Source organism: Streptomyces sp. NPDC001678, assembly GCF_042892945.1.
Lineage (GTDB): Bacteria > Actinomycetota > Actinomycetes > Streptomycetales > Streptomycetaceae > Streptomyces.
The window spans coordinates 297,203-321,801 of sequence record NZ_JBIAUP010000004.1 but is presented as its reverse complement, the minus strand read 5'-3'; the positions used below and the strand labels follow the sequence as shown (position 1 = coordinate 321,801).

The window sequence follows — 24,599 nt, the reverse complement described above, 5'->3', positions numbered from 1 at the left end:
CCCGCCCGCTACCGCATCAGCACCCCCGCCGCCTCCCCCGTCCCCTCCGACGGCACCGCCACCAGCCCCAGCTCCGCACCGTCCGCCAGCAGCCGGTGCGCGGGCAGGATGCGGACCGTGTAACCGAAGGGGCCGGTGCGGTCCAGCGTCAGCGGACCCTCGTAGAGACGGCGACCGTCCAGCCCGACCGCTCCCGTCGCCTTCAGCGGGAACGCCGTCGCCCGGTCCAGCCGGTCGGCCGAGTCCACCCGGCCCGCGACGGCCTGCACCTCGACGTCCGAGGGGTCGAGCTCGCCCAGGGTCACGCTCACCCGCAGCGAGACCGTGGAGCCCAGCTCGGCCGTGCCGTTCAGCGGGCCGTCCGAGACGGCCTCCACGTGGTCCACGGCGACGGACGGCCACGCCGCCCGCACCCGTGCCTTCCACGCGGCCAACTCCCGCGCGGCGATGGCGTCCAGGGCCCGGTGGGCCTCGGCCGCGGGCGCGTAGAGCCGCTCGACGTACTCGCGGACCATCCGCCCGGCGAGCACCTTCGGCCCGAGCGTCGCCAGCGTGCGCCGGACCATCTCGATCCAGCGGCCCGGCAGCCCGCCCGCGGCCCGGTCGTAGAAGCGCGGGGCCACCCGCTGGGCCAGCAGGTCGTAGAGGGCGGTCGCCTCCAGGTCGTCGCGGCGGTCCTCGTCCATGGCCGCGCCGTCGGCGGTGGGGATGGCCCAGCCGAAGTCCGGCTCGTACCACTCGTCCCACCAGCCGTCCAGAACGGAGAGATTGAGACAGCCGTTCAGCGCCGCCTTCATCCCGGACGTACCACAGGCCTCCAGCGGGCGCAGGGGGTTGTTCAGCCAGACGTCGCAGCCGGGATAGAGCTTCTGGGCCATCGCCATGCCGTAGTCCGGCAGGAAGACGATGCGATGGCGTACGCGCGGGTCGTCGGCGAAGCGGACGAGCTCCTGGACCAGCCGCTTGCCGCTGTCGTCGGCCGGGTGCGCCTTGCCCGCGACCACGATCTGCACCGGCCGCTGCGGGTGGAGCAGCAGCTCGGTCAGCCGCTCGCGGTCGCGCAGCATCAGTGTCAGCCGCTTGTACGACGGCACGCGCCGGGCGAAGCCGATGGTGAGGGCGTCCGGGTCCAGCACCCCGTCGATCCAGCCGAGCTCGGCCGTCCCGGCGCCGCGCTCCCGCCAGGAGGCCCGCAGCCGCTCCCGCACCTCCTCCACCAGCTGCTCGCGCAGGGTGCGCCGCAGCTCCCAGATGGCGGCGTCGGGGATGTCGGCGACGGTGTCCCAGCGCTGGGAGCCGCCGACGGCCAGGGCGTCCTCGGCGCGCCCGGCGCCGATCTGCCGGGCGCCGAGCCGGAAGACCTCGGGGGCCACCCAGGTGGGGGCGTGGACCCCGTTGGTGACGGAGGCGATGGGCACTTCCTCCGGGTCGAAGCCGGGCCACAGCCCGGCGAACATCTCCCGGCTGACCTTGCCGTGCAGCGTGGAGACGCCATTGGCGCGCTGGGCCAGCCGCAGGCCCATCACGGCCATGTTGAAGAGGTTGGGCTCGCCGCCGGGATAGTCCTCCCGGCCCAGCGCCAGGATCCGTTCGACGTCGATGCCGGGCAGCTCCGCGCCGTCGGCGAAGTGCCGGGCGACGAGCGCGGCCTCGAAACGGTCGATGCCGGCGGGCACGGGGGTGTGGGTGGTGAAGACCGCGCCGGCGCGGACGCACTCCAGCGCCGAGTCGAAGTCGGCGCCCTGCTCGGCCAGTTCACGGATCCGCTCCAGCCCCAGGAAGCCCGCGTGACCCTCGTTGGTGTGGAAGACCTCCGGCTCGGGATGCCCGGTGATCCGGCAATAGGCCCGCACCGCGCGTACCCCGCCGATGCCCAGCAGCATCTCCTGGAGCAGCCGGTGCTCGCTGCCGCCGCCGTAGAGCCGGTCGGTGACATCCCGTTCCCCGGAGCCGTTGTCCTCCACGTCCGAATCGAGGAGCAGCAGCGGCACCCGGCCGACCTGCGCCTGCCAGACGTTCGCGCGCAGGCAGCGGCCGCCGGGCAGGGCGAGCGTGACCCGGGCGGGGGTGCCGTCGGGCTCGCGGAGCAGGGACAGCGGGAGCTCGTTGGGGTCGAGCAGGGGATAGTGCTCCTGCTGCCAGCCCTCGCGGGAGAGCGACTGACGGAAATAGCCGTGGCGGTACAGCAGCCCGACGCCGATGAGCGGAACACCCAGATCGCTCGCGGACTTCAGATGGTCGCCGGCGAGGATGCCCAGGCCCCCGCTGTACTGCGGGAGGGCGGCGGTGATGCCGAACTCGGGGGAGAAGTAGGCGACGGCGGCCGGCAGCCCGGCGGGCTGCTCCTGGTACCAGCGCCGGCCGGTGGCGTAGTCGTGGAGATCGTCGGCGGCCGCCGCCAGCCGCCGCCGGAACCGGCGGTCCTCGGCCAGGGCGGCCAGCCGGTCGGCGGAGACGGAACCCAGCAGCCGCAGCGGGTCGCCCCCGGCGGCCCGCCAGCCCTCGGGGTCGACGGACTGGAACAGTTCGCGGGTCTCGGGATGCCAGGACCAGCGCAGATTGCGCGCCAGTTCGCTGAGCGGTCGTAGGGGTTCCGGAAGGACGGGACGCACGCTGAATCGACGAATGGCCTTCACGGATCCGACGGTAGCGGCAGGCGTCGGCACGGGAGGGGGCAATGGACCGGTTCCACCGCACCGGGGCGAGCCCGCGCGCAGACCGACTGATGTCTTCGCACTAGACGATTAGTACTAGGCGGATTTACGCCCCGCGTACAGCAGCACTCTCCAAGGCCAAAAGCCGCTACGGCCTTCGAAGGTCGCGGCGAGGCGTCCGTTCCCCCGTCCGGCCCTCAACAGCGCCGTTTCGCCACATTGCACGCGATCGGAGCATCGAGCAGACTCCCTACGGGTGACGGGGGAAAGGCCGCCCTCCGTGCGCGGGGTCAGGGGAACTACGCACGAGTAGTTCATACAGTCCGGGCATGCCCGGGCGGACCCGGTGGGAAAGCTCACCCGGTGTACCGGGACGACCGTCCATCGCCCTGCTGACGGCCGCCGTCCCTTCTTCCGCCCGCCCGAGTGAACGCGGACAGGAGCAGTCATGCCCGCACCCTCCCGACCGCCGACGGAACAGATAGAACATACGGAACCCTCGCCCAAGACCCTTGAGACTCCCCAGGTGATCCCATGATCGGTCGCATCCCCGTCCTGGACCCCGGCCCGCTCGTCGACTGCGGCCGAAGGCCCGTCAAGGCCGTGGTGGGCGAGGAGTTCGAGGTCTCCGCCACGGTCTTCCGGGAGGGGCACGACGCGGTCGGGGCGAATGTGGTGCTGCGCGGCCCGGCGGGCCGGTCCGGGCCCTGGACGCCGATGCGGGAGCTGGCCCCCGGTACCGACCGCTGGGGGGCGACGGTCGCCCCGGACGCGACGGGCCGCTGGACCTACGCGGTCGAGGCGTGGAGCGATCCGGTCACCACCTGGCGGGAGCACGCCTCCATCAAGATCCCGGCGGGCATCGACACCGAGCTGGTGCTGGAGGAGGGCGCCCGGCTCCATGAACGGGCGGCAGCGGGCGTCCCCAAGAATGACGGCAGGGAGGCCGTCCTGTCCGCCGTCGACGCCCTGCGCGACACCACCCGCCCGGCGGCGGCGCGGCTCGCGGCCGCCCTGACGCCCGAGACCGAGGCCGCCCTGGCCCGCCACCCGCTCCGTGAGCTGGTCACCAGCTCCCGTCCGGTGCCGGTGCTGGTGGAGCGCGAGCGGGCCCTCTTCGGCTCCTGGTACGAGATGTTCCCCCGCTCGGAGGGCGCCCGGCTGATTCCTGGTCAGCCACCCCGCAGCGGCACCCTCCGCACGGCGGCCCGCCGCCTTCCCGCCATCGCGGCGATGGGATTCGACGTCGTCTACCTCCCCCCGGTCCACCCCATCGGCACCTCCTACCGCAAGGGCCCCAACAACGCGCTGAGCGCGGGTACTTACGGTGTGGGCAGCCCCTGGGCCATCGGCTCCCCGGAGGGCGGCCACGACGCGATCCACCCCGATCTGGGCACGCTGGCGGACTTCGACGACTTCGTCCGCCGGGCGCGCGACCTGCGCCTGGAGGTGGCCCTCGACTTCGCCCTCCAGTGCTCCCCGGACCACCCCTGGGTCGGCAAACACCCCGAGTGGTTCCACCACCGCGCGGACGGTTCCATCGCGTACGCCGAGAACCCGCCGAAGAAGTACCAGGACATCTACCCCCTGGCCTTCGACGCGGACTTCGACGGCCTGGTCACGGAAACCCTGCGCGTCCTGCGCCACTGGATGTCCCACGACGTACGGATCTTCCGCGTCGACAACCCCCACACCAAACCGGTCGTCTTCTGGGAAAAGGTGATCTCCGAGATCGGCCGCACCGACCCGGACGTGATCTTCCTGGCCGAGGCGTTCACCCGGCCCGCGATGATGGCCACCCTGGGGGCGATCGGCTTCCAGCAGTCGTACACGTACTTCACCTGGCGCAACACCAAACAGGAACTCACCGACTACCTGACCGAGCTGTCGGGCCCCTCCGCCGCGCACATGCGCCCCAACCTCTTCGTCAACACCCCGGACATCCTCCACGCGTACCTCCAGGAGGGCGGCCGCCCGGCCTTCGAGGCACGCGCGATCCTGGCCGCGACGCTGGCCCCCACCTGGGGGATGTACGCCGGCTACGAACTCTGCGAGAACATCCCGGCCCACGCGGGCAGCGAGGAGTACCTGAACTCGGAGAAGTACGAACTCCGCCCCAGGGACTGGGAGGCCGCGGAGCGCGAAGGAAGAAGCATCGCCCCCCTGATCACCACCCTCAACCGGCTCAGAAGGCGTCACCCGGCCCTCCGGCACCTCCGCAATCTGCGGTTCCACCACGCGGACAACGACGCGGTCATCGCCTACTCCAAGCGCTCGGGCCCCTCCTGCGTCCTCACGGTCGTCAACCTCGACCCCCACCACACCCAGGAGGCCACGGTCTCGTTGGACATGCCGGAGCTCGGCCTCGGCTGGCACGAGACCGTCCCGGTGCGCGACGAGCTCACCGGGGAGACCTATCACTGGGGCAGGGACAACTATGTGCGCCTGGAGCCGGGCCGCCCGCCCGCGCACGTGTTCTCGCTGCGACCGTCCTCACAGATCGGAGGGTCACCCACACCATGATCGTCAATGAGCCCGTCCAGGACACCTTCGAGGACACTCCGGCCAAGGACCTGGATCCCGACTGGTTCAAGCGGGCCGTCTTCTACGAAGTCCTCGTCCGCTCGTTCCAGGACAGCGACGGCGACGGCATCGGCGACCTCAAGGGGCTGACCGCGAAACTGGACTATCTCCAGTGGCTCGGCGTCGACTGCCTCTGGCTTCCGCCGTTCTTCCAGTCGCCCCTGCGCGACGGCGGCTACGACGTCTCCGACTACACCTCGGTGCTGCCGGAATTCGGTGACCTGGCCGACTTCGTCGAGTTCGTGGACGCCGCTCACACCCGCGGCATGCGCGTCATCATCGACTTTGTCATGAACCATACGAGTGATCAGCACGACTGGTTCCAGCAGTCCCGCGCCGACCCCGACGGCCCCTACGGCGACTACTACGTCTGGGCCGACGACGACAAGCAGTACCAGGGCGCGCGCGTCATCTTCGTGGACACGGAGACGTCGAACTGGACCTTCGACCCGGTGCGCAAGCAGTACTACTGGCACCGTTTCTTCTCCCACCAGCCGGACCTCAACTACGAGAACCCGGCCGTCCAGGAGGAGATCCTGGCCTCCCTCCGCTTCTGGCTGGACCTGGGCATCGACGGCTTCCGGCTGGACGCCGTGCCCTACCTCTTCGCGGAGGAGGGCACGAACTGCGAGAACCTCCCCCGCACCCACGAATTCCTCAAGCGCGTCCGCGCGGAGATCGACGCCCACTACCCGGACACGGTCCTGCTGGCCGAGGCCAACCAGTGGCCGGAGGACGTGGTCGACTACTTCGGGTCGTACGAGCACGGCGGGGACGAATGCCATATGGCGTTCCACTTCCCGGTCATGCCGCGCATCTTCATGGCCGTCCGCCGTGAATCCCGCTACCCGGTCTCGGAAATCCTGGCGAAAACGCCGGAGATCCCCTCCCGCTGCCAATGGGGAATCTTCCTCCGCAACCACGACGAACTGACGCTCGAAATGGTGACGGACGAAGAGCGCGACTACATGTGGGCGGAGTACGCCAAGGACCCCCGCATGCGCGCCAACATCGGCATCCGCCGCCGGCTGGCACCCCTCCTGGACAACGACCGCAACCAGATCGAACTCTTCACGGCCCTCCTCCTCTCCCTCCCCGGCAGCCCGATCCTGTACTACGGCGACGAGATCGGCATGGGCGACAACATCTGGCTGGGCGACCGGGACGCGGTCCGCACGCCGATGCAATGGACCCCCGACCGCAACGCGGGCTTCTCCTCCTGCGACCCGGGAAGGCTGTACCTCCCCACGATCATGGACCCGGTCTACGGCTACCAGGTGACCAACGTGGAAGCGGCGATGTCATCGCCGTCCTCATTGCTCCACTGGACCCGCCGAATGATCGAAATCCGAAAGCAGAACCCGGCATTCGGCCTGGGCTCCTACACGGAACTCCCCTCGAGCAACCCGGCAGTACTCGCCTTCCTCCGGGAGCACGGCGACGACCTGGTCCTCTGCGTGAACAACTTCTCAAGGTTCGCGCAGCCGACCGAGCTGGACCTGAGGGCGTTCAGCGGCCGTCACCCGGTGGAGCTGATCGGCGGGGTCCGCTTCCCGGCGATCGGGGAGCTCCCCTACCTCCTCACCCTGGCGGGCCACGGCTTCTACTGGTTCCGCCTGCGCCGAACAGCACCGGTCGCCTGACGGCGTCGTTTCCCGGCCGACCGACGGGGCAGGCGCCCCACAGGAACCGGCCCGCACCCGCAGATCCGACGGGAGGGGCCGGGGTGGGGCGGATGGGCCCTGGCAGGGGCGTAAAGAGCTCTTCGCCGCTAGTGCCAAATCCAGGGCACCCGCAACGCGATACCAGGCACCGCGAAGAGCTCAGCCCCATAAGGGCCCGTCCGTCCCACCCCGGCCCCGCCCCACCCCGCAAGCGCAAGCGAAAGGCGCACCCGCAACCGGACGATTCCCGCCCGACACGTCCCGCACCACACCCTGGCCAAAGCCGTCATCCGGGACACTTTGCCCCATCCGTCGTGTGCCCCGGGGAAAGGACGCGACGCATGTCGGAAGCCGCACCGCTGCTCGCCTCGCTCGCCCCCCTGCTCACGGAATGGCTGCCCCGGCAGCGCTGGTTCGCCGGCAAGGGCCGTCCCATCGACGGCCTCACACCGGTGGCGGTGACGGAACTCGCCCCGGGACTCCTGCACCTGCTCGTACGAACACGCCAGCCCACCCCCACCCCCGACGACTGCTACCAGCTGCTGCTCGGCGTCCAGGACGTCCTCCCGCCCCAGCTCGCCCCCGCCCGCATCGGCCGCCCGGCGGGCGGCCCCCTGCACGGCCGCACCGTCTACGAGGGCCTGGCCGACCCCCGCCTGGCGGCACTCCTCCTGGAGCGACTGAGGATCCCGGGCCGCCTGGGCCCGCTCCGCTTCAGCCGCGAACCGGACGCGAAGATCCCACCGGACCTGACACCCCGCCTCCTGGGCGCCGAGCAGTCCAACTCCTCGGCGGTATACGGCGAAACGTATATCCTCAAGCTCTTCCGTCGCGTGGGCCCCGGCACCAACCCCGATCTCGAACTGCCGCGCGCGCTGGCGAAGGCCGGCTGCGCCCGCGTCCCCGCGCCGGCGGCCTGGTTCGAGGCGGAGCTCCACGGAGCCACGCCCATGACCCTGGGCGTGCTGCAACCCTTCCTGTCCGGCTCCGCCGACGGCTGGCAGCTGGCGCTGGGCGCCCTCTCCGTCCAGGCCGACTTCACCGCCTCCGCGCGCGCCCTCGGCCACGCCGTCGCCGAGGTGCACCTGGCCCTGGCCGAGGCGCTGCCCACGGTCGTCCTGCGCCGCCCCCAGCTCGAACGGCTCGCCGCCACGATGACCCAGCGCCTGGAAGCGGCGGCCGAGGCCGTCCCGGCGCTGCGCCCGTACCGGTGGGCGCTGGGCGAGGCCTACGACGAGCTGGCGGCGCTGGGCCGGGACGGACACACCCGCCGGGCCCAGCGCGTCCACGGCGACCTCCACCTGGGGCAGGCGCTGCGCACGGCCGCCGACGGCCGCTGGTCGCTGATCGACTTCGAGGGGGAGCCGGCCCGCCCGCTGCCGGAGCGGTGCCGCCCGCAACCGGTCGCGCAGGACATCGCGGGGATGCTGCGGTCGTTCGACTACGCGGCGGCGGTGGGCCGCGCCGCCGGCACGGACTGGGCCGAGCGCTCCCGGGCCGCGTTCTGCGAGGGCTACGCGACCGTCCACCAGGACCCGCGCGAGGATCCCCGGCTGCTGCGGGCGCACGAGACGGACAAGGCCGTCTACGAGGTGCTCTACGAGGCCCGGCACCGCCCCGACTGGCTGTCCGTGCCGATGTCCGCGATCCACCGCCTGGCCGGAGGACACCGTGCGACCGGCGTTCACGCCGGCTTGACCCGCCCGCCCCGTACGCCCCCGGAGGACCACCTGTGACAGCGCGACCACCGATCCCGGCAACGTTCCTACCAGCGTCGGCACCCCGCAAAGCCCCCGGCAAGAACGCACCCCCCGAAGCCCCCGAAACCCCCGAAGCCCCCGGCAGGGGAAGCGGCATCCGCCAAGCCCCACCCCTCGACGCCACCACCCGCGACCGCCTCCTCCAAGGCACCCACCACGACCCGCACGGCGTGCTGGGCGCCCACCACGTGCCCGGCGGGATCGTCGTGCGCGCCCTGCGCCCGTGGGCGAGGGGCGTGGCGGTCGTCGCGAAGGGCCTGCGCGCGGAGCTCCTCGACGAGGGCGACGGCCTGTTCGCCGCGACCCTCCCCCTCCAGCGGATCCCGCCCGACCACCGCCTCCTCGTCACGTACGAGGACTCGGAGCTGACGCTCGACGACCCGTACCGCTTCCTGCCCTCCCTCGGGGAGCTGGATCTCCACCTCATCGGGGAGGGCCGCCACGAGGAGCTGTGGCGGGCGCTGGGTGCCAGGCCCATGACGCACCAGGGCGTGGCGGGCACCCGGTTCACGGTGTGGGCGCCGAACGCCCGGGGCGTGTGCGTCGTGGGCGACTTCAACGTGTGGGACGAGACGGTCCACCCGATGCGCTCGCTGGGCGGCACAGGGGTGTGGGAGCTGTTCCTCCCGGGCGTCGGCGAAGGGGCGCTCTACAAATTCGGGATCACCCGCCCCGACGGCTCCCGCACGCTGCGCGCGGACCCGATGGCGCGGCGCGCCGAGGTGCCGCCCGCGAACGCGTCGATCGTGGACGCCTCGCACCATGTGTGGCGGGACGGCGACTGGATGGCGCGGCGCACGGCACGACCGGTCCACGAGGCGCCGTTCTCGGTCTACGAGGTGCACCTCCCCTCCTGGCGCCCGGGCCTGACCTACCGCCAGCTGGCCGAGCAACTGCCCGCCTACGTCAAGGACCTCGGCTTCACGCACGTGGAGCTGATGCCGGTGGCCGAGCACCCTTTCGGCGGCTCATGGGGCTACCAGGTCACCGGCTTCTACGCGCCCACGGCCCGCCTGGGCACCCCGGACGACTTCAAGCACCTCGTCGACTCCCTCCACCGGGCCGGCATCGGTGTGATCATGGACTGGGTGCCGGCGCACTTCCCGAGGGACGAGTGGGCGCTGGCGGAGTTCGACGGACGGCCGCTGTACGAGCACCAGGACCCGGTCCGCGCCGCCCACCCCGACTGGGGGACGCTGGAGTTCGACTACGGCCGCAAGGAGGTGCGCAACTTCCTGGTGGCGAACGCGGTCTACTGGTGCGAGGAGTTCCACATCGACGGGCTGCGCGTGGACGCCGTCGCCTCCATGCTCTACCTCGACTACTCGCGGGAACCGGGCCAGTGGACCCCGAACGAGCACGGCGGCCGGGAGAACCTCGACGCGGTGGCCTTCCTCCAGGAGATGAACGCGACGGTCTACCGCCGCTGTCCGGGTGTCGTGACTGTCGCCGAGGAGTCCACCGCCTGGGACGGCGTCACCCGTGCCACCCACCACACGGGCCCGGGCGGCTTCGGCGGTCTGGGCTTCGGCCTGAAGTGGAACATGGGGTGGATGCACGACTCGCTGGAGTACATGACGAAGGAGCCGGTGCACCGCAAGTACCACCACGGTGACATGACCTTCGCGATGGTCTACGCGTACAGCGAGAACTACGTCCTGCCGATCTCGCACGACGAGGTGGTGCACGGCAAGCGGGCGCTGGTCTCCAAGATGCCGGGCGACTGGTGGCAGCAGCGCGCGAACCACCGGGCGTTCCTCGGCTTCATGTGGGCCCACCCGGGCAAGCAGCTCCTCTTCATGGGGCAGGAGTTCGCGCAGGGGGCGGAGTGGTCCGAGGCCCACGGCCCCGACTGGTGGCTGCTGGACCCCTCGTACTCCGCCGAGCCCGACCACCGGGGCGTACGGGACCTGGTCCGCGACCTCAACGCCCGCTACCGGGCGACACCGGCGCTGTGGCAGCGGGACATCGCGCCGGAGGGCTTCGAGTGGATCGCCGGCGACGCGGCGGACGACAACGTCCTGGCGTTCGCCCGCTACGACGCGCAGGGCTCGCCGCTGCTGGCGGTCTGCAACTTCTCCCCGGTGGTACGGCACGGCTACCGGCTGGGGGTGCCGGCCGGCGAACCGGTGTGGCAGGAGGTCCTCAACACCGACGCCTCCGGCTACGGCGGCAGCGGCGTCGGCAACCCCGACCCGCTGAAGGCGGAGCCGACGGCTTGGCACGGGCGGCGGTCCAGCGTGGTGGCGGTGCTGCCGCCGCTGGCGACGGTTTGGCTGCGGCCGGGGTAGTGACGCTGCCGCGCCGCCGCATGAGTAAGGCGCCGCCCGGGGGAGTCGGAGCTCACCCCGGACGGCGCCTGGTCCTGTTCGGTACTTCATCTGCGGGTGCGTCGTGGCTGATCGCGCAGTTCCCCGCGCCCCTTCGGGGCGCTGCCGAGCCGCGCCGGACTTCGTTCGAGAAGGCCGCTAGAAGCTGAGCTTCCAGCTGTTGATCGTGCCCTCGTCGTTGGCGTACAGGTCCTGGACCTGGAGTTTCCACGTGCCGGTGGCCGAGACGCCGGACGCGTCGACCGTGTAGGTCTCCTTGACGTCCGCCGCGGAGTCCCACGTGTCGGCGTCCTTCAGGCGCCACGTCTTGCCATCGGGGGCGATCAGGTCGATCTGGACGTCACCGCGGTAGGTGTGGCTGATGTTGACGTCGACCTTCAGCGCCGAGGAGCCGTTGCCGCTGCGGGTGACGACGATCGGCGAGGTCACGGCCGGGCCGGCGTCCGGGATGGCCACGGGGGTGGTGTTCTCGAAGACGCTGCCGCCGCCCGAGGTGTTCACGGTCCACTTGAAGGAGGCGGTACCGGTCTTGCCGGCCGCGTCCTTGACCGTCACCGTCACATTGCTGGAGCCGGTGGTGGTCGGGGTGCCGGAGATCAGGCCGGTCGAGGAGTTGATCGTGAGGCCGGCGGGCAGGCCGGTGGCCGAGTAGGTCAGGGAGCCCGTGGTGGAGCTGGACGCCTTGATCTGGAGGGAGACGGCCGTGTTCACGATGGACGTCTGGTCGCCGGGGCTGGTGACGGAGACCCCGGTGGACAGCCGGCTGCCGACGTTGATGGCCGCCCACGCGTTGGCGGCGTTGTTGTACGTCTCGCTGCCGACGCCGAAGAGCTCACCGGCGGCCCACAGCGTGGCGTCGCGCGCGCCCGCGTAGTTGGTGTTGGACTGCATGCGCTGGGTCAGCGCCTTGAACCAGATCTTCGCGGCGTTGTCCCGGCCGATGCCGGTGACCGGCAGCCCGTCGGAGGTGGGGCTGTCGTAGTGGACGCCGTTGATGTCCTTGGGGCCGCTGCCCTCGGACGCCAGGTAGAACCAGTGGTTGGCCGGGCCCGACGAGTAGTGGACGTCGATGCTGCCGATGCCGGAGTACCAGCTGTCCTTGGACCGGCCGTCGCGGCTGGGCTTGTCCTGGTAGCGCAGCGGGGTGCCGTTGCCGTTGATGTCGATCTTCTCGCCGATGAGGTAGTCACCGGGGTCGTTGGGGTTGTTCGCCCAGAACTCGACGGCGGTGGCCATGATGTCCGAGGTGGCCTCGTTCAGGCCGCCGGACTCCCCGCTGTAGGTGAGGTTGGCGGTGGCGGAGGTGACGCCGTGCGTCATCTCGTGCGCGGCCACGTCGATCGCGGTCAGCGGCTTGGCGTTGCCCGAGCCGTCGCCGTAGGTCATGCAGAAGCAGGAGTCGGACCAGAAGGCGTTCACATAGCTGTTGCCGTAGTGGACGCGGCTGTACGCGCCCGCGCCGTCGCCCTTGATGCCGGTGCGCCCGTGGACGTTCTTGTAGTAGTCCCAGGTGAGCTGCGCGCCGTACGCGGCGTCGACGCCCGCCGTGGCCGGGTCGCCGGTGGTGCCGTTGCCCCAGACGTCGCTGGAGTTGGTGAACAGCGTGCCGGTGCCGGACGAGCCGTGGTTGAGGTTGTACGTCTTGTGGCCGCCCCGCCCGGTGTCGGTCATCTGGTACGAGCCGGCCGAGCCGGAGGTGCCGATGGTGACCTGGCCGCTGTACTGGCTGTTGCCGGTGCCCTGCTTGATGCCCTGGAACTCGAAGAGCTTCTTGCCGCTCTTCGCGTCGGTGATGACGTGCAGCTCGTTGGGCGTGCCGTCCTCCTGGAGGCCGCCGACGACCGTCTCGTAGGCCAGCACCGGGGTGCCGTTCGCGGCCCAGATCACCTTGCGCGGGGCGCGGTCGGCCTTGGCGGCCTTCGAGCCCTTGGCCTGGGCGGAGGTGACGGCGTCCTTCTCGGCGGTGGCGGCCGCGAACGAGGGGGCGGTCGTGGCGACGGCCAGCTTGGCCTTGTTCGCCTTGGCGACGGACTTGACGGTGCCGCTCTTGGCCGCGTCGACGACGAGGTCGCCGCCTAGGACGGGCAGGCCCTCGTAGGTGCGCTCGTAGCGGGTGTGCACGGTGCCGTCGACGTCGCGGGTGGCGTCGCGGACGACCAGCTGCTCCTTGGCGCCGAGGCCCAGCTTCTTCGCCGTCTGCGCCGTGGTGGCGTTGGCCTCGCGGATCAGTTCCGCGCGCTGGGAGGGCGTGAGCTTCGCGGGCTGGGCGCCGGGGGAGGCCTTGGCGATGATCTGCCGGGGCTGGCCGGTGGCGGCCGAGTCGTCGGGGCGGGCGTTGGCGGTGCCCGTCTGGGCCCCGACGGCGAGCATCGCCGTGACGGCGACGAGCGCGCCGGTGGCGACGGCGCGGCGATGGGGGGTGGGTCTCACTCTGACTCCTTCTGCGGGGCCACCACGGGGTGGGTGGGCCGATGGAACGCCGGACGGCGAACCGGCCGTCCGGGCGGAGCGCGGCAGAACACATGGAGAGAGGGGGGAGATCGCCGTCGCGGAGGGGTGGGGATGTGGGGGTGCTCCGCGCCAGTTGAGGTGAAGAGTGCCATCGCCGCCCGTGGCATGTCAGGGGCGCGTCAACAAGTTGGCCGGAAACTGTTCGTTGGCCAAAGATCGGTGTCCGTATACCGGGCGTTCAGACCAGGCTGTCCCGCCAGGCCCGGTGCAGCTCGGCGAAGTGCCCGCCGCTTCTCGCGAGTTCGGCCGGAACTCCGTCCTCCACCACCCTGCCGCCGGCCATCACCAGCACCCGGTCCGCGATCTCCACGGTCGACAGCCGGTGGGCGATCACCATGGCCGTCCGCCCGCGCAGCACCGTGCGCATGGCGCGCTGCACGGCCCGTTCGCCCGGGATGTCCAGGGAGGACGTCGCCTCGTCGAGGATCAGCACCGACGGGTCGGCCAGCAGCGCGCGGGCGAAGGCCACCAGCTGGCGCTGGCCGGCGGAGATCCGGCCGCCGCGCTTGCGGACGTCCGTGTCGTAGCCGTCGGGCAGGGCGGTGATGAAGTCGTGGGCGCCGATGGCCTTGGCCGCGCGCTCGATCTCCGCGCGGCTCGCGTCGGGGCGGCCGACGGCGATGTTGCCGGCGACCGAGCCGGAGAAGAGGAACGCCTCCTGCGTCACCATCACCACCCCGCGCCGCAGCTCCGGCCCGGCCAGGGAGGAGAGCGGCACGCCGTCGAGCAGGATCCGGCCCTCGGTGGGGTCGTAGAACCGGGCCAGCAGCTTGGCCAGGGTGGACTTCCCTGCCCCCGTGGAGCCGACGACCGCGACCGTCTCCCCGGCGCGCAGGGTCAGATCGAGGCGGGGCAGTACCTCGACGCCCGCGCGGTAGGCGAAGCGCACCCCGTCGAAGACCACCTCGCGGCCCGGGCGCCCGGACGCGCGGACGGGCAGCGCCAGGGGCGCCTCCGGCTCGCGGACGGACGGGCGCCGGGCCAGCAGGCCCGCGATCTTCTCCAGGGAGGCGGCCGCCGACTGGTAGGTGTTGAGGAACATCCCCAGCCGGTCGATCGGGTCGTACAGCCGCCGCAGGTACAGCACCGAGGCGGCCAGCACCCCCAGCGCCAGACTCCCGTCGGCGACCCGGTAGGCGCCCCACACCACTATCGCCGCCACCATGCTGTTGGCCACCAGCCGCGAGCAGACCACGTAGTGGGCCATGGCCAGCGCGGTGTCGGTGTTGGTCCGCTGGTGGACGCGGTTGAGCCCGTCGAAGTGGGCGTCGTTGGCCCGCTCGCGGCGGAAGGCCTGCACGGGCCGGATGCCGTTCATCGTCTCGGTGAACTTCACGATGACCGCCGCGATCGCCGTGGACCGCCGGCGGTGGGCGATCAGCGAGCGGCGCCGGTAGGACCGGACGAGCAGGGCCAGCGGCGCGAAGGACAGTAGCGCCGCGCCCCCGGTGGCCGGGTCGAGCCAGAGCAGCGTGACGGAGACGTAGAACACCGACAGGGCGACGCCTATGAGCTCCTGGAGGCCGTCGTTGAGCAGCTCGCGGATCGACTCGACGTCGGTGGTGGCGCGGGAGATCAGCCGCCCGGAGGTGTAGCGCTCGTGGAAGTCGATGCCGATCGCCTGGGAGTGGCGGAAGATCCGGCCGCGCAGCTCCAGCAGCGCGTCCTGGCCCACCCGCGCCGCCAGCCGGACGAACGCCATCTGGAGCAGGCCGGCGGCCAGGGCGCAGACCACGGCGCCGACGGCGACGGCCGTGAGCGGCCCGTAGTCGTGCCGGCGGACGGCGGGCACACCGGAGTCGATGGCGTAGGCGACGAGCAGCGGGCCCGCCTGCACGGCGGCCTGCTGGAGCAGCAGCAGGACGGCCGCGAGCCGCACCCGGCCCCGGGCGGGGGCGAGCAGGGACCGCAGGAGCGCCCGGGAGGCGCCCTTGGGGGTGGGCAGGACGTCCCGGTCGAAGGGGTCGCCGGACGGCTCCTCCGGCCGGTCGTCCTCCGCGGCCGGGCGGCCGGAGACGGTGGTGGTCATCGTGGATCGCCCCCTTCGGGCCCCGCCGGGCCGGACATCAGCGACGCGTACTCCCGGTTGGTGTGCAGCAGTTCGTGGTGGGTGCCCACCGCGGCTATGCGGCCCCGGGACAGCAGGGCGACCCGGTCGGCGAGCAGCACGGTGGAGGGACGGTGGGCGACGACCAGGGCCGTCGTGGTGGCCAGCACCTCCCGCAGCGCGGCCTCGACGAGGGCCTCGGTGTGGACGTCGAGCGCGGAGAGCGGGTCGTCCAGGACGAGGAAGCGGGGGTCGCCGATCACCGCGCGGGCCAGCGCGAGGCGCTGCCGCTGCCCGCCGGACAGGCTCAGCCCCTGCTCCCCGAGCCGGGTGCGCCGGCCCTGGGGGAGCTCGTGGACGAACTCCGCCTGGGCGACGGCCAGGGCGCGCAGGAGCCGGGCCTCCCCGGCGTCGGGCGCGCCCATCAGGACGTTCTCCGCGGCGTCGGCGGAGAACAGGGTCGGCTCCTCGAAGGCCACCGCCACCAGCTCCCGCAGCCGCTCGCGGGGCAGCCCGCAGATGTCCCGGCCGTCGAGGACGATCCGTCCGGCGGTCGGCTCGTGGAGCCGCGGGATGAGGGCGGTGAGGGTGGTCTTGCCGCTGCCGGTGGCGCCGACCAGAGCCATGGTCTCGCCGGGGCGGACGAGCAGATCGACGCCGCGCAGCACGGGCGGGGCGTCCGCGGGCGCGTCGGGATAGCGGAACCAGACGCCTTCCAGGCGGAGTCCGGGATCCTTCGGCCGCGTCGCGCCGGCGCCCTTCGGGGCCGCGGCAGACGCCGGGAAGGCGTCGTCGGCGTGGACATCATGGGGGCGGCCCGTGGTGCCGGGGTGGTCCGAGGCCGTCGCCCCGGGGGCGTCCGTCGCCTCGGCCGTGTCCATGACCTCGAAGAAGCGGTCCGTGGCCGTCGCCGACTCGTTCGTGATGGCCAGCAGGAAACCGATCGACTCCACCGGCCAGCGCAGCGCCAGCGCCGTCGACAGGAACGCCACCAGCGTCCCCGCGGACAGCTCGCCGTCCCCGACCATCAGCACACCCAGCACCAGCGCCGCGCCGATGGCCAGCTCGGGAAGGATCACGATCAGGGCCCAGAGGGTGCCGAGCAGACCCGCCTTGCGCAGCTCGGTGTCGCGCAGCCGCCGCGACAGCGCCAGGAACGCCCGCTCCTGGCCCCGGTGCCGGCCGAAACCCTTGACGACGCGGATGCCGAGCACGCTCTCCTCGACGACCGTGGTCAGATCGCCGATCTGGTCCTGTGCCCTCCGCGCGGTGCGCGCGTAGCGCTCCTCGAAGACGGAGCACAGCACCACCAGCGGGACGACCGGCGCCAGCAGCACCAGCCCCAGCGTCCACTGCTGCAGGAGCAGGATGACGCAGCCCGCGACGATCGTCACCCCGTTGACGAGGAAGAAGGTCAGGGGGAAGGACAGGAAGATGCGCAGCAGCATCAGGTCCGTCGTGGCGCGCGAGAGCAACTGGCCCGAGGGCCAGCGGTCGTGGAAGGAGACGGGCAGCCGCTGGAGGTGCGCGTAGAGCGCCGCCCGCATGTCCGCCTCGACCCGCGCCAGCGGACCTGCCGTGATCATGCGGCGCACCCCGAACAGCCCGGCCTCGGCCGCGCCGAGCACCAGCAGGGCCAGCCCGCCCAGCCACACCCCCGAGGGGTCGCGGCCGGCCACCGGCCCGTCCACGATCCACTTGAGCGTCAGCGGGATCAGCAGGCCCAGACAGGAACCCACCACGGCGGACAGCGCGCCCGCCATGAGCCACCCGCGCACCGGGCGCACATACGGCCACAGGCGCAGCAGGGACCGCACGGCGGAGTGGCGCCCGGGGCGCGGCGGCGTGCTGGAGGGTTCACTGGTCACGTCCATCAGTGGGGAGACTACGGCCAGCCACCGACATCGCTCACTCGTCTTTCAGGCGTAAGTCCTCGGTGGTCGAGGCGAGTTCGGAGCCGTCCCGTACCACTCGCCACAGCAGCACCGAGCGGGCCCGGACCGAGATCCGGCTGCCGCCCTCCCGGCGCAGGCCGGGGGCCGTGTGCTGGTCCTCCAGGGCGGTGTTGACGAGGAGTTCGTAGGATTCGGCCCACGGCGGCCCGGGCAAGGTGAAGCGCAGGGCGCGTGGCCCGGCGTGCAGCACGGCCAGGAAGCTCTCGTCGGTCACCGGCGCGCCCCGCCGGCCGCGCTGGGGGATGTCCCGCCCCGAGAGGTACATGCCCAGGGTGGCGGTGGGGGCGTACCAGTCGGCCTCGGTCATCTCGGTGCCGCCCGGGGTGAACCAGGCGAGGTCGCGCAGGCCGTCCGCGCCCCTGGGCCGGCCGGAGAAGAAGGAGCGGCTGCGCAGCACGGGGTGGGCGCGGCGCAGCGCCAGCAGCCGGGAGCAGAGCCCGGCCAGGTTCCGCCAGCCGGGGTCGTCCAGCAGCGACCAGTCGACCCAGCCGGTCTCGTTGTCCTGGCAGTAGGCGTTGTTGTTGCCGCCCTGGGTGCGGCCCATCTCATCGCCCGCGACCAGCATCGGCACCCCGGTGGACAGCAGCAGGGTGGTCAGCAGGTTGCGCGTCTGACGGCGGCGCAGGGCGGTGACGCGGGCGTCGGCCGTCTCGCCCTCGACCCCGCAGTTCCAGGAGCGGTTGTCGTTCGTGCCGTCGCGGTTGCCCTCGCCGTTGGCCTCGTTGTGCTTGCGCTCGTAGGAGACCAGGTCGCGCAGGGTGAAGCCGTCGTGCGCGGTGACGAAGTTGACGGAGGCGTAGGGGCGACGGCCGCCCCAGGCGTAGAGGTCGCTGGAGCCCGACAGTCGGTAGCCCAGGTCCCGTACGTCGGGCAGGGCGCCGCGCCAGAAGTCGCGCACGGCGTCGCGGTAGCGGTCGTTCCACTCGGTCCACAGCGGGGGGAAGGCGCCGACCTGATAGCCGCCGGAGCCCACGTCCCAGGGCTCGGCGATCAGTTTGACCCGGCGCAGCACGGGGTCCTGGGCGATGACGGCGAGGAAAGGGGAGAGCATGTCCGGACCGTCGACGGCGCGCATGGTCCGGACCAGGGCCGCCGCGAGGTCGAAGCGGAAGCCGTCGACGCCCATCTCCGTCACCCAGTAGCGCAGCGAGTCGGTTATCAGCCGCAGGACGTTCGGCTGGACGACGTGGAGGGTGTTGCCGCATCCGGTGTAGTCGGCGTAGCGCCGGGGGTCGGGCTGGAGCCGGTAGTAGCGGCGGTTGTCGATGCCGCGCAGGGAGAGCGTGGGGCCGAGTTCGCCGCTCTCGGCGGTGTGGTTGTAGACGACGTCGAGGATGACCTCGATGCCGGCCGCGTGGAGGGCCCGTACCATCCGTTTGAACTCGCCCACCTGCTGCCCGCGCGTCCCGGAGGCCGCGTAGCCGGAGTGGGGGGCGAAGTAGCCGATGGAGTTGTAGCCCCAGTAGTTGGCGAGGCCCCGGCGCAGCAGATGGTCCTCGTGGGCGAACTGGTGTACAGGCAGCAGCTCCACGGCCGTCACGCCGAGCCGCCTCAGATGCCCGACGGCCGCCGGGTGGGCCAGGCCGGCGTAGGTGCCGCGCAGCCGTTCGGGGATGTCCGGGTGGCGCATGGTGAAGCCCTTGACGTGCAGTTCGTAGATGACCGAGTCCGGCCAGGGGGTCTTGGGGCGGCGGTCGTCGGACCAGTCGTCGTCATCGGCGACGACCACGCCCTTGGGGACGTGGGGGGCCGAGTCCCGCTCGTCGCGGACGGTGTCGGCGACGTGCTGCTGCGGCCAGTCGCGCACATGCCCGTACACCTCGGCGGGCAGCCGGAAGTCGCCGTCCACGGCCCGGGCGTAGGGGTCCAGGAGGAGTTTGGCGGGGTTCCAGCGGGCGCCGGTCCAGGGGTCCCAGCGGCCGTGGACGCGGTAGCCGTAGCGGTGGCCGGGCAGCACGCCGGGGACGAAGCCGTGCCACACCTCGTGCGTCAGCTCGGTCAGCGGGTGGCGGGTCTCCCGCCCGTCCTCGTCGAACAGGCACAGCTCCACCGCCTCGGCCCCGCCCGCCCACAGCGCGAAGTTCGTGCCCGCCACGCCGTCCACGGTGTGGGCCGCGTCCTTGAACCGTGCCCCGAGCGGCTCAGGGGTACCCGGCCACACGGGTGACGGCTCCGGCTCCGGTGCCCGGACGCGCCGCGGACGGCCGTTGACGCCGCTCGCGGGGGCTCCCGGGGCCGCCTGGGGTGCCCCGCCGTGCCCGGTGGCCCCGGGGCGCGGCGCCCGTTCTGTCCGGGCGGCGCCCAACTCGCCCTGCTGCCGTGCCTCTTGCTCGGATGCGCTCGACACGTTGTCGCCTCCGGCGGCTCTCTTGTAGCGCGCCGGGCACCCGGGGTCCCGGGACCGGGTGTCTGGCGATGGGGTCCTTCTCCCCGTTCTTCCCGCATCCACGCATGCGCTCACACGTGTGATCGGCCGCAGCAAGCGAGTGCAGGCACGTTTCCCCGGGGGAGGCCCGTCGTTGGGCCGGGTGTGACACTTGCCCTCTCGCGTGCCGTACGGGGTCTGGTCGTGCTGGCGTCCCTGCTCACGCTCTCCGGGTGCGCCACCGTCACCCCGGAGGCCGCGCTCACGGACGACGCCCGCCCCGCGGTGCGCGAGCTGATCCACATCAGCCCGCCCGACCGGGCGCGCGACGTGATCTCGACGGAGCCGTTCGAGGTGCGGGTGCCCCGCGGGCGGCTGGAACGGGTGACCGCCGCCGCGTCGCACGGCGGCGAACGGCTGGCCGTGCCGGGCCGGATCTCCGCCGACGGCCACACCTGGCGGCCCGCCGCCGCGCCGCTCACGCTCGCCTCGCGCTACACCGTGGACGCGGTGGCCGTGGACGCCTCCGGGCGGCGCACGGCCCGCCACACGAGCTTCACCACCTATGTGCCGGAGCACCGGTTCATCGGCTACTTCTCCCCGGAGCCGGAGAGCGTCGTCGGCACGGGGATGATCGTTTCTTTCGGCTTCAGCCGGCCGATCACTGACCGGGCCGCGGTCGAACGCGCCGTCCGGGTCACCTCCTCGCCGCCCGCCGAGATCGCCGGGCACTGGTTCGGCGCCACCCGGCTGGACTTCCGGCCCCGGACGTACTGGCGGCCCGGCACCCGGGTGACGCTGGACCTCCGGCTGCGCGACGTCCGGGGCGCGCGCGGGGTGTACGGGATCCAGCGCAAGACGGTCGGTTTCACGGTCGGCCGGAGCCAGCTGAGCCGGGTCGACGCGGCCGGGCACACGATGCGGGTGGTCCGGGACGGCAGGATGCTCGCGACCGTGCCCATCACGGCGGGCGGCCAGGGCAACGACACCTACCGCGGCAAGATGGTCATCAGTCAGAAATTCGCGGTGACCCGGATGAACGGGGACACAGTCGGCTTCGGCGGCGAGTACGACATCTCGGACGTCCCCCACGCGATGCGGCTGACCGGCTCGGGGACCTTCCTCCACGGCAACTACTGGGCGCCGCCGGGGGCTTTCGGCACCCGGAACACCAGCCACGGCTGTATCGGGCTGCCCGATGTGCAGGGTGGCGGACCGTCGACCCCGGCGGGCTGGTTCTATGACTCCTCCCTGGTCGGGGACGTGGTGGAGGTGGTCGGCTCCCCGGAGCGGGTGGTCGCTCCCGACAATGGCCTGGGTGGCTGGAACATGACGTGGGAGGAGTGGAAGGCGGGCTCGGCGCTGAGCTGAATCCACCGCCGGATTCCAACCCCGGATCCCCCAGCGGAAACCGGCCCGAATGCCGGTTTCCGGACCGGCCGGCGCGGCGTTTTAACCGGCCTTTGAACACCAGTTTGACCTGGCTGGAATCAGGCGCTTCACTTCGGTCACCGCCTTCACCACAGGCGCACGGTTCGTATCACCGCTCCCATTTGGGACTGAACGGTGACATTCACGAGGTCAGCGTTGTCGGTGGCGTGTGGTTATCTATCGACAATGCGCGCGTGGCGTGCTCACGGGGTGCCGCGTGGCCGCGGACCGTGCGAGGGGAGACGATCCGTAGTGAACGTGCATCCGATATCGGGGAGCCGGGTGCGCCGGGGCGCGCTGCCGGCTCTGCTGCTCGGAGCGGTGCTGACGCTGGTCAGCGGCTGTAGCGGTGACGACGACGGCAAGAAGGGCGGGAAGGTTCCCGACGGTCCCTCACAGGCCGTGGTGAACATCGCGCCCAAGGACGGCTCGGGGAACGTGGCCACCAGCGGCGCCCTGAAGGTGACCGCGGAGAAGGGCACCATCACCTCCGTCAAGGTGGCCGACGACAAGGGCCACACCGTCGACGGCAAGATCGCCGACGGTGGCGCCGTGTGGGAGCCGACGACCCATCTGGGCTCCTCCACCAAGTACACGGTCGACGCGATCGCCAAGGACAAGGAGGGGCGTACGTCCGCGAAGCACGCGACGTTCACGACCCTCACCCCGGACAACACCTTCGCGGCCTATTTCACGCCGGAGGACGGCAGCACGGTCGGCGTCGGCATGCCGGTGTCGCTCAATTTCAGCCGTGGCATCACCGACCTCAAGGCCGTCGAGAAGGCCATCAAGGTGACCGCCGAGCCCGCCGTGGACATCAAGGGCCACTGGTTCGGCAACGACCGCCTCGACTTCCGGCCCGAGAAGTACTGGGCGGCCGGCACCAAGGTGACGATGACGATGGACCTCAACGGCGTCCAGGGCCGTGAGGGCGTCTACGGCACCCAGAACAAGACGGTGAAGTTCACCGTCGGCCGCTCCCAGGTGAGCACGGTCGACGCCGAGACCCACCAGATGGCGGTCGTGCGCGACGGCAAGCCGCTGAAGACCGTCCCGATCTCCGCCGGAGGCCCGGGCCACTCGACGTACAACGGCCAGATGGTCATCAGCGAGAAGCTCGAAGTGACCCGCATGGACGGCCGCACCGTCGGCTTCGGCGGCGAGTACGACATCCCGGACGTGCCGCACGCGATGCGCCTGTCGACCTCGGGCACCTTCCTCCACGGCAACTACTGGTCGGGCTCGTCCACCTTCGGCTCCGAGAACGTCAGCCACGGCTGCGTGGGCCTGGAGGACCAGCGGGGCGCGGGCGACCCGTCGACGCCGGCCGCCTGGTTCTTCAACAACTCCCTCATCGGCGATGTCGTCATCGTCAAGAACTCCCATGACAAAACGATCCAGCCGGACAACGGCCTCAACGGCTGGAACCTGTCCTGGGCGGAGTGGACCAAGGACAGCGTCGCCTGACGCCCCTCCCGTACGAAGCGGCCCGGCGCACTGGTTGACAGTGCGCCGGGCCGCTTTCCGTGCTGTGCATTCTCGGGGGACACTCCCGAACCCCCCCCACCGCTAACCTGCTGTCATGACTGTGCATCTTGAGGTAGCCGAGGGCGTCGGGACCGTACGACTGGACCGGCCGCCCATGAACGCCCTCGACATCGCCACCCAGGACCGGCTCCGTGAGCTCGCCGACGAGGTGACCCGCCGCGACGACGTGCGGGCCGTCGTCCTGTGGGGCGGGGAGAAGGTGTTCGCGGCCGGCGCGGACATCAAGGAGATGCAGCACATCGACCACGCCGCCATGGTGGCGCGCTCGCGCGGCCTCCAGGACTCCTTCACCGCCGTGGCCCGCATCCCCAAGCCCGTGGTCGCCGCCGTCACCGGCTATGCCCTGGGCGGCGGTTGCGAGCTGGCCCTCTGCGCCGACTTCCGGATCGCCGCCGACAACGCCAAGCTCGGCCAGCCCGAGATCCTGCTGGGCCTGATCCCGGGCGCCGGCGGCACCCAGCGGCTCGCCCGGCTCGTCGGGCCCTCCAAGGCCAAGGACCTCATCTTCACGGGCCGCCAGGTCAGGGCCGACGAGGCGCTCGCCATCGGCCTCGTCGACCGGGTGGTCCTGGCGGCGGAGGTCTACGAGCAGGCGCACGCGTGGGCCGCCCGGCTCGCGGCCGGGCCCGCCATGGCGCTGCGCGCGGCCAAGGAGGCGGTGGACTCGGGGCTGGAGACCGACATCGACACCGGCCTCGCCATCGAGCGCAACTGGTTCGCGGGCCTGTTCGCCACCGAGGACCGCGAGATCGGTATGCGCAGTTTCGTGGAGGACGGTCCGGGCAAGGCCAAGTTCGTCTGAGCCGCCTGGGGTTGGCCCGGTGCGCCCGGGGAACCGCTCCCCGGGCATGCCTCTTGTGGGGGAATTCCCGGAGCTCCGTGACACCGGGTGCGGGGCCTCGGTGCTCACCCTCGGCGATCTTTTGCGCACAGGATGTCGGCGCAGGTCAGTCCGGGTGCGCTGGGTGGACCGGGGCCGCTGGCATATGTCGCCCCGGGGTCCCGGAACGGGATGCTCCGGTGAACCGAATCCCTGGGTTCCACTCCCTGGCGCTCCGGCGACGGCCATGATGGGGGTCATGGCGGGCCTGGAGGGAATGGAGCAGTCGCGGCAGCGGGCCGTTACGGCGGCCCCCGCGCGGTGGACCCCGATGGTAGAGGACGAGCTGACACGCAAGGCCTTCGAGCTGTTCGGTGATCCGGCCCTCGGTGAGGTCCGGCTGCCCTCCCGTCCCGAATCCGCCGCCGCCGCCCGCCGGCTGACCCAGGCGGTGATGCTGCGTCACTGGGGCCTGCCGGCCCAGCTCGCCGAGCACGCCGTGCTGCTGGTCTCCGAGCTCGTGGGCAACGCCGTCCGGCACACCGGGGCGCGCCACTTCGGGCTGCGGATGGACCGGCGGCGCGGCTGGGTGCGCGTCGAGGTGCGCGACCCCTCCCGGGGGCTGCCGTGTCTGCTGCCGGTGCGGGAGACGGACATCAACGGTCGCGGGCTGTTCCTGGTGGACAAGCTCTCCGACCGCTGGGGGGTGGACCTGCTGGCGCGCGGGAAGACGACCTGGTTCGAGATGCGGGTCGGGGAGCGCGGCGAGCGCTGACGCGCCGGGTTCCGCGCACGCGAAGAGGCCCCCATCCGTCGTCCTGCGACGGGCCGGGGGCCTCTTCGGGTGGCCGCGGGGAGAATGGGGTGTGCCCCCGCGGCGAATGACGACCTGGCCCGGGTCAATGGGGGTCGTTGGCCTCGACTATGTCAC

The 24,599-nt window shown here is 71.8% G+C and carries 13 protein-coding genes; 8 read left to right on the top strand and 5 right to left on the bottom strand.

From position 1 onward, the window contains the following. Window positions 1-8 precede the first annotated feature (8 nt). The gene (glgP, locus tag ACFYZR_RS10785) at window positions 9-2,636 is read right to left on the bottom strand and encodes an alpha-glucan family phosphorylase (protein WP_391908026.1); all 2,628 of its coding nucleotides are present in this window, start codon (window positions 2,634-2,636) and stop codon (window positions 9-11) included. A 552-nt stretch (window positions 2,637-3,188) separates the two neighbouring features. Here glgP and ACFYZR_RS10780 point away from each other — a divergent pair. The 4 genes from ACFYZR_RS10780 (at window position 3,189) to glgB (ending at window position 10,952) form a co-directional block, all read left to right on the top strand. Next, the gene (locus ACFYZR_RS10780) at window positions 3,189-5,177 is read left to right on the top strand and encodes an alpha-1,4-glucan--maltose-1-phosphate maltosyltransferase (RefSeq protein ID WP_391908024.1); all 1,989 of its coding nucleotides are present in this window, start codon (window positions 3,189-3,191) and stop codon (window positions 5,175-5,177) included. Then, window positions 5,174-6,880: a maltose alpha-D-glucosyltransferase gene (treS, locus tag ACFYZR_RS10775; RefSeq protein ID WP_391908022.1), complete on the top strand. Its 1,707-nt coding sequence runs from the start codon at window positions 5,174-5,176 to the stop codon at window positions 6,878-6,880. The genes ACFYZR_RS10780 and treS overlap by 4 nt, the downstream gene beginning before the upstream one ends. A 362-nt stretch (window positions 6,881-7,242) precedes the next feature. Continuing rightward, window positions 7,243-8,637 (top strand): maltokinase, encoded by a 1,395-nt coding sequence (locus ACFYZR_RS10770; RefSeq protein WP_391908019.1) that lies wholly within the window; start codon window positions 7,243-7,245, stop codon window positions 8,635-8,637. Beyond that, window positions 8,634-10,952, top strand: a complete 2,319-nt coding sequence (glgB, locus tag ACFYZR_RS10765; protein ID WP_391908017.1) for a 1,4-alpha-glucan branching enzyme — start codon at window positions 8,634-8,636, stop codon at window positions 10,950-10,952. The genes ACFYZR_RS10770 and glgB overlap by 4 nt, the downstream gene beginning before the upstream one ends. Window positions 10,953-11,129: 177 nt before the next feature. Here glgB and ACFYZR_RS10760 read toward each other — a convergent pair whose 3' ends face one another. From ACFYZR_RS10760 to glgX, 4 genes are all read right to left on the bottom strand, one after another. Beyond that, window positions 11,130-13,421: a M4 family metallopeptidase gene (locus ACFYZR_RS10760; protein WP_391908015.1), complete on the bottom strand. Its 2,292-nt coding sequence runs from the start codon at window positions 13,419-13,421 to the stop codon at window positions 11,130-11,132. A gap of 259 nt (window positions 13,422-13,680) precedes the next feature. Beyond that, window positions 13,681-15,531 (bottom strand): ABC transporter ATP-binding protein, encoded by a 1,851-nt coding sequence (locus ACFYZR_RS10755; RefSeq protein ID WP_391908012.1) that lies wholly within the window; start codon window positions 15,529-15,531, stop codon window positions 13,681-13,683. Beyond that, a complete protein-coding gene (locus tag ACFYZR_RS10750; RefSeq protein ID WP_391908009.1) occupies window positions 15,528-17,423 on the bottom strand; it encodes an ABC transporter ATP-binding protein in 1,896 nt (631 codons plus the stop codon). Before ACFYZR_RS10750 ends, ACFYZR_RS10755 begins: the two co-directional genes overlap by 4 nt. Before the next feature lie 34 nt (window positions 17,424-17,457). After that, window positions 17,458-19,851, bottom strand: a complete 2,394-nt coding sequence (gene glgX / locus ACFYZR_RS10745) for a glycogen debranching protein GlgX (RefSeq protein WP_391908006.1) — start codon at window positions 19,849-19,851, stop codon at window positions 17,458-17,460. 183 nt (window positions 19,852-20,034) lie between these two features. Between glgX and ACFYZR_RS10740 the strand changes: the two genes are divergently transcribed. The 4 genes from ACFYZR_RS10740 (at window position 20,035) to ACFYZR_RS10725 (ending at window position 24,443) form a co-directional block, all read left to right on the top strand. Then, the gene (locus ACFYZR_RS10740; RefSeq protein WP_391908004.1) at window positions 20,035-21,240 is read left to right on the top strand and encodes an Ig-like domain-containing protein; all 1,206 of its coding nucleotides are present in this window, start codon (window positions 20,035-20,037) and stop codon (window positions 21,238-21,240) included. Window positions 21,241-21,552: 312 nt separating this feature from the next. Beyond that, a complete protein-coding gene (locus ACFYZR_RS10735) occupies window positions 21,553-22,767 on the top strand; it encodes an Ig-like domain-containing protein (protein WP_391908001.1) in 1,215 nt (404 codons plus the stop codon). A 115-nt stretch (window positions 22,768-22,882) separates the two neighbouring features. Further along, window positions 22,883-23,650, top strand: coding sequence for an enoyl-CoA hydratase/isomerase family protein (locus tag ACFYZR_RS10730; RefSeq protein WP_391907999.1), 768 nt, complete (start codon window positions 22,883-22,885; stop codon window positions 23,648-23,650). A 277-nt stretch (window positions 23,651-23,927) separates the two neighbouring features. Continuing rightward, the gene (locus tag ACFYZR_RS10725; RefSeq protein WP_391907996.1) at window positions 23,928-24,443 is read left to right on the top strand and encodes an ATP-binding protein; all 516 of its coding nucleotides are present in this window, start codon (window positions 23,928-23,930) and stop codon (window positions 24,441-24,443) included. Window positions 24,444-24,599: the final 156 nt, after the last annotated feature.

Excerpts from the sequence above, each read along its gene's own strand:
- ACFYZR_RS10780 (WP_391908024.1), top strand. The coding sequence starts at position 3,189 with ATGATCGGTCGCATCCCCGTCCTGGACCCCGGCCCGCTCGTCGACTGC.
- treS (WP_391908022.1), top strand. The coding sequence starts at position 5,174 with ATGATCGTCAATGAGCCCGTCCAGGACACCTTCGAGGACACTCCGGCC.
- ACFYZR_RS10770 (WP_391908019.1), top strand. The coding sequence starts at position 7,243 with ATGTCGGAAGCCGCACCGCTGCTCGCCTCGCTCGCCCCCCTGCTCACG.
- ACFYZR_RS10755 (WP_391908012.1), bottom strand. The coding sequence starts at position 15,531 with ATGACCACCACCGTCTCCGGCCGCCCGGCCGCGGAGGACGACCGGCCG.
- ACFYZR_RS10750 (WP_391908009.1), bottom strand. The coding sequence starts at position 17,423 with ATGGACGTGACCAGTGAACCCTCCAGCACGCCGCCGCGCCCCGGGCGC.
- ACFYZR_RS10730 (WP_391907999.1), top strand. The coding sequence starts at position 22,883 with ATGACTGTGCATCTTGAGGTAGCCGAGGGCGTCGGGACCGTACGACTG.
- ACFYZR_RS10725 (WP_391907996.1), top strand. The coding sequence starts at position 23,928 with ATGGCGGGCCTGGAGGGAATGGAGCAGTCGCGGCAGCGGGCCGTTACG.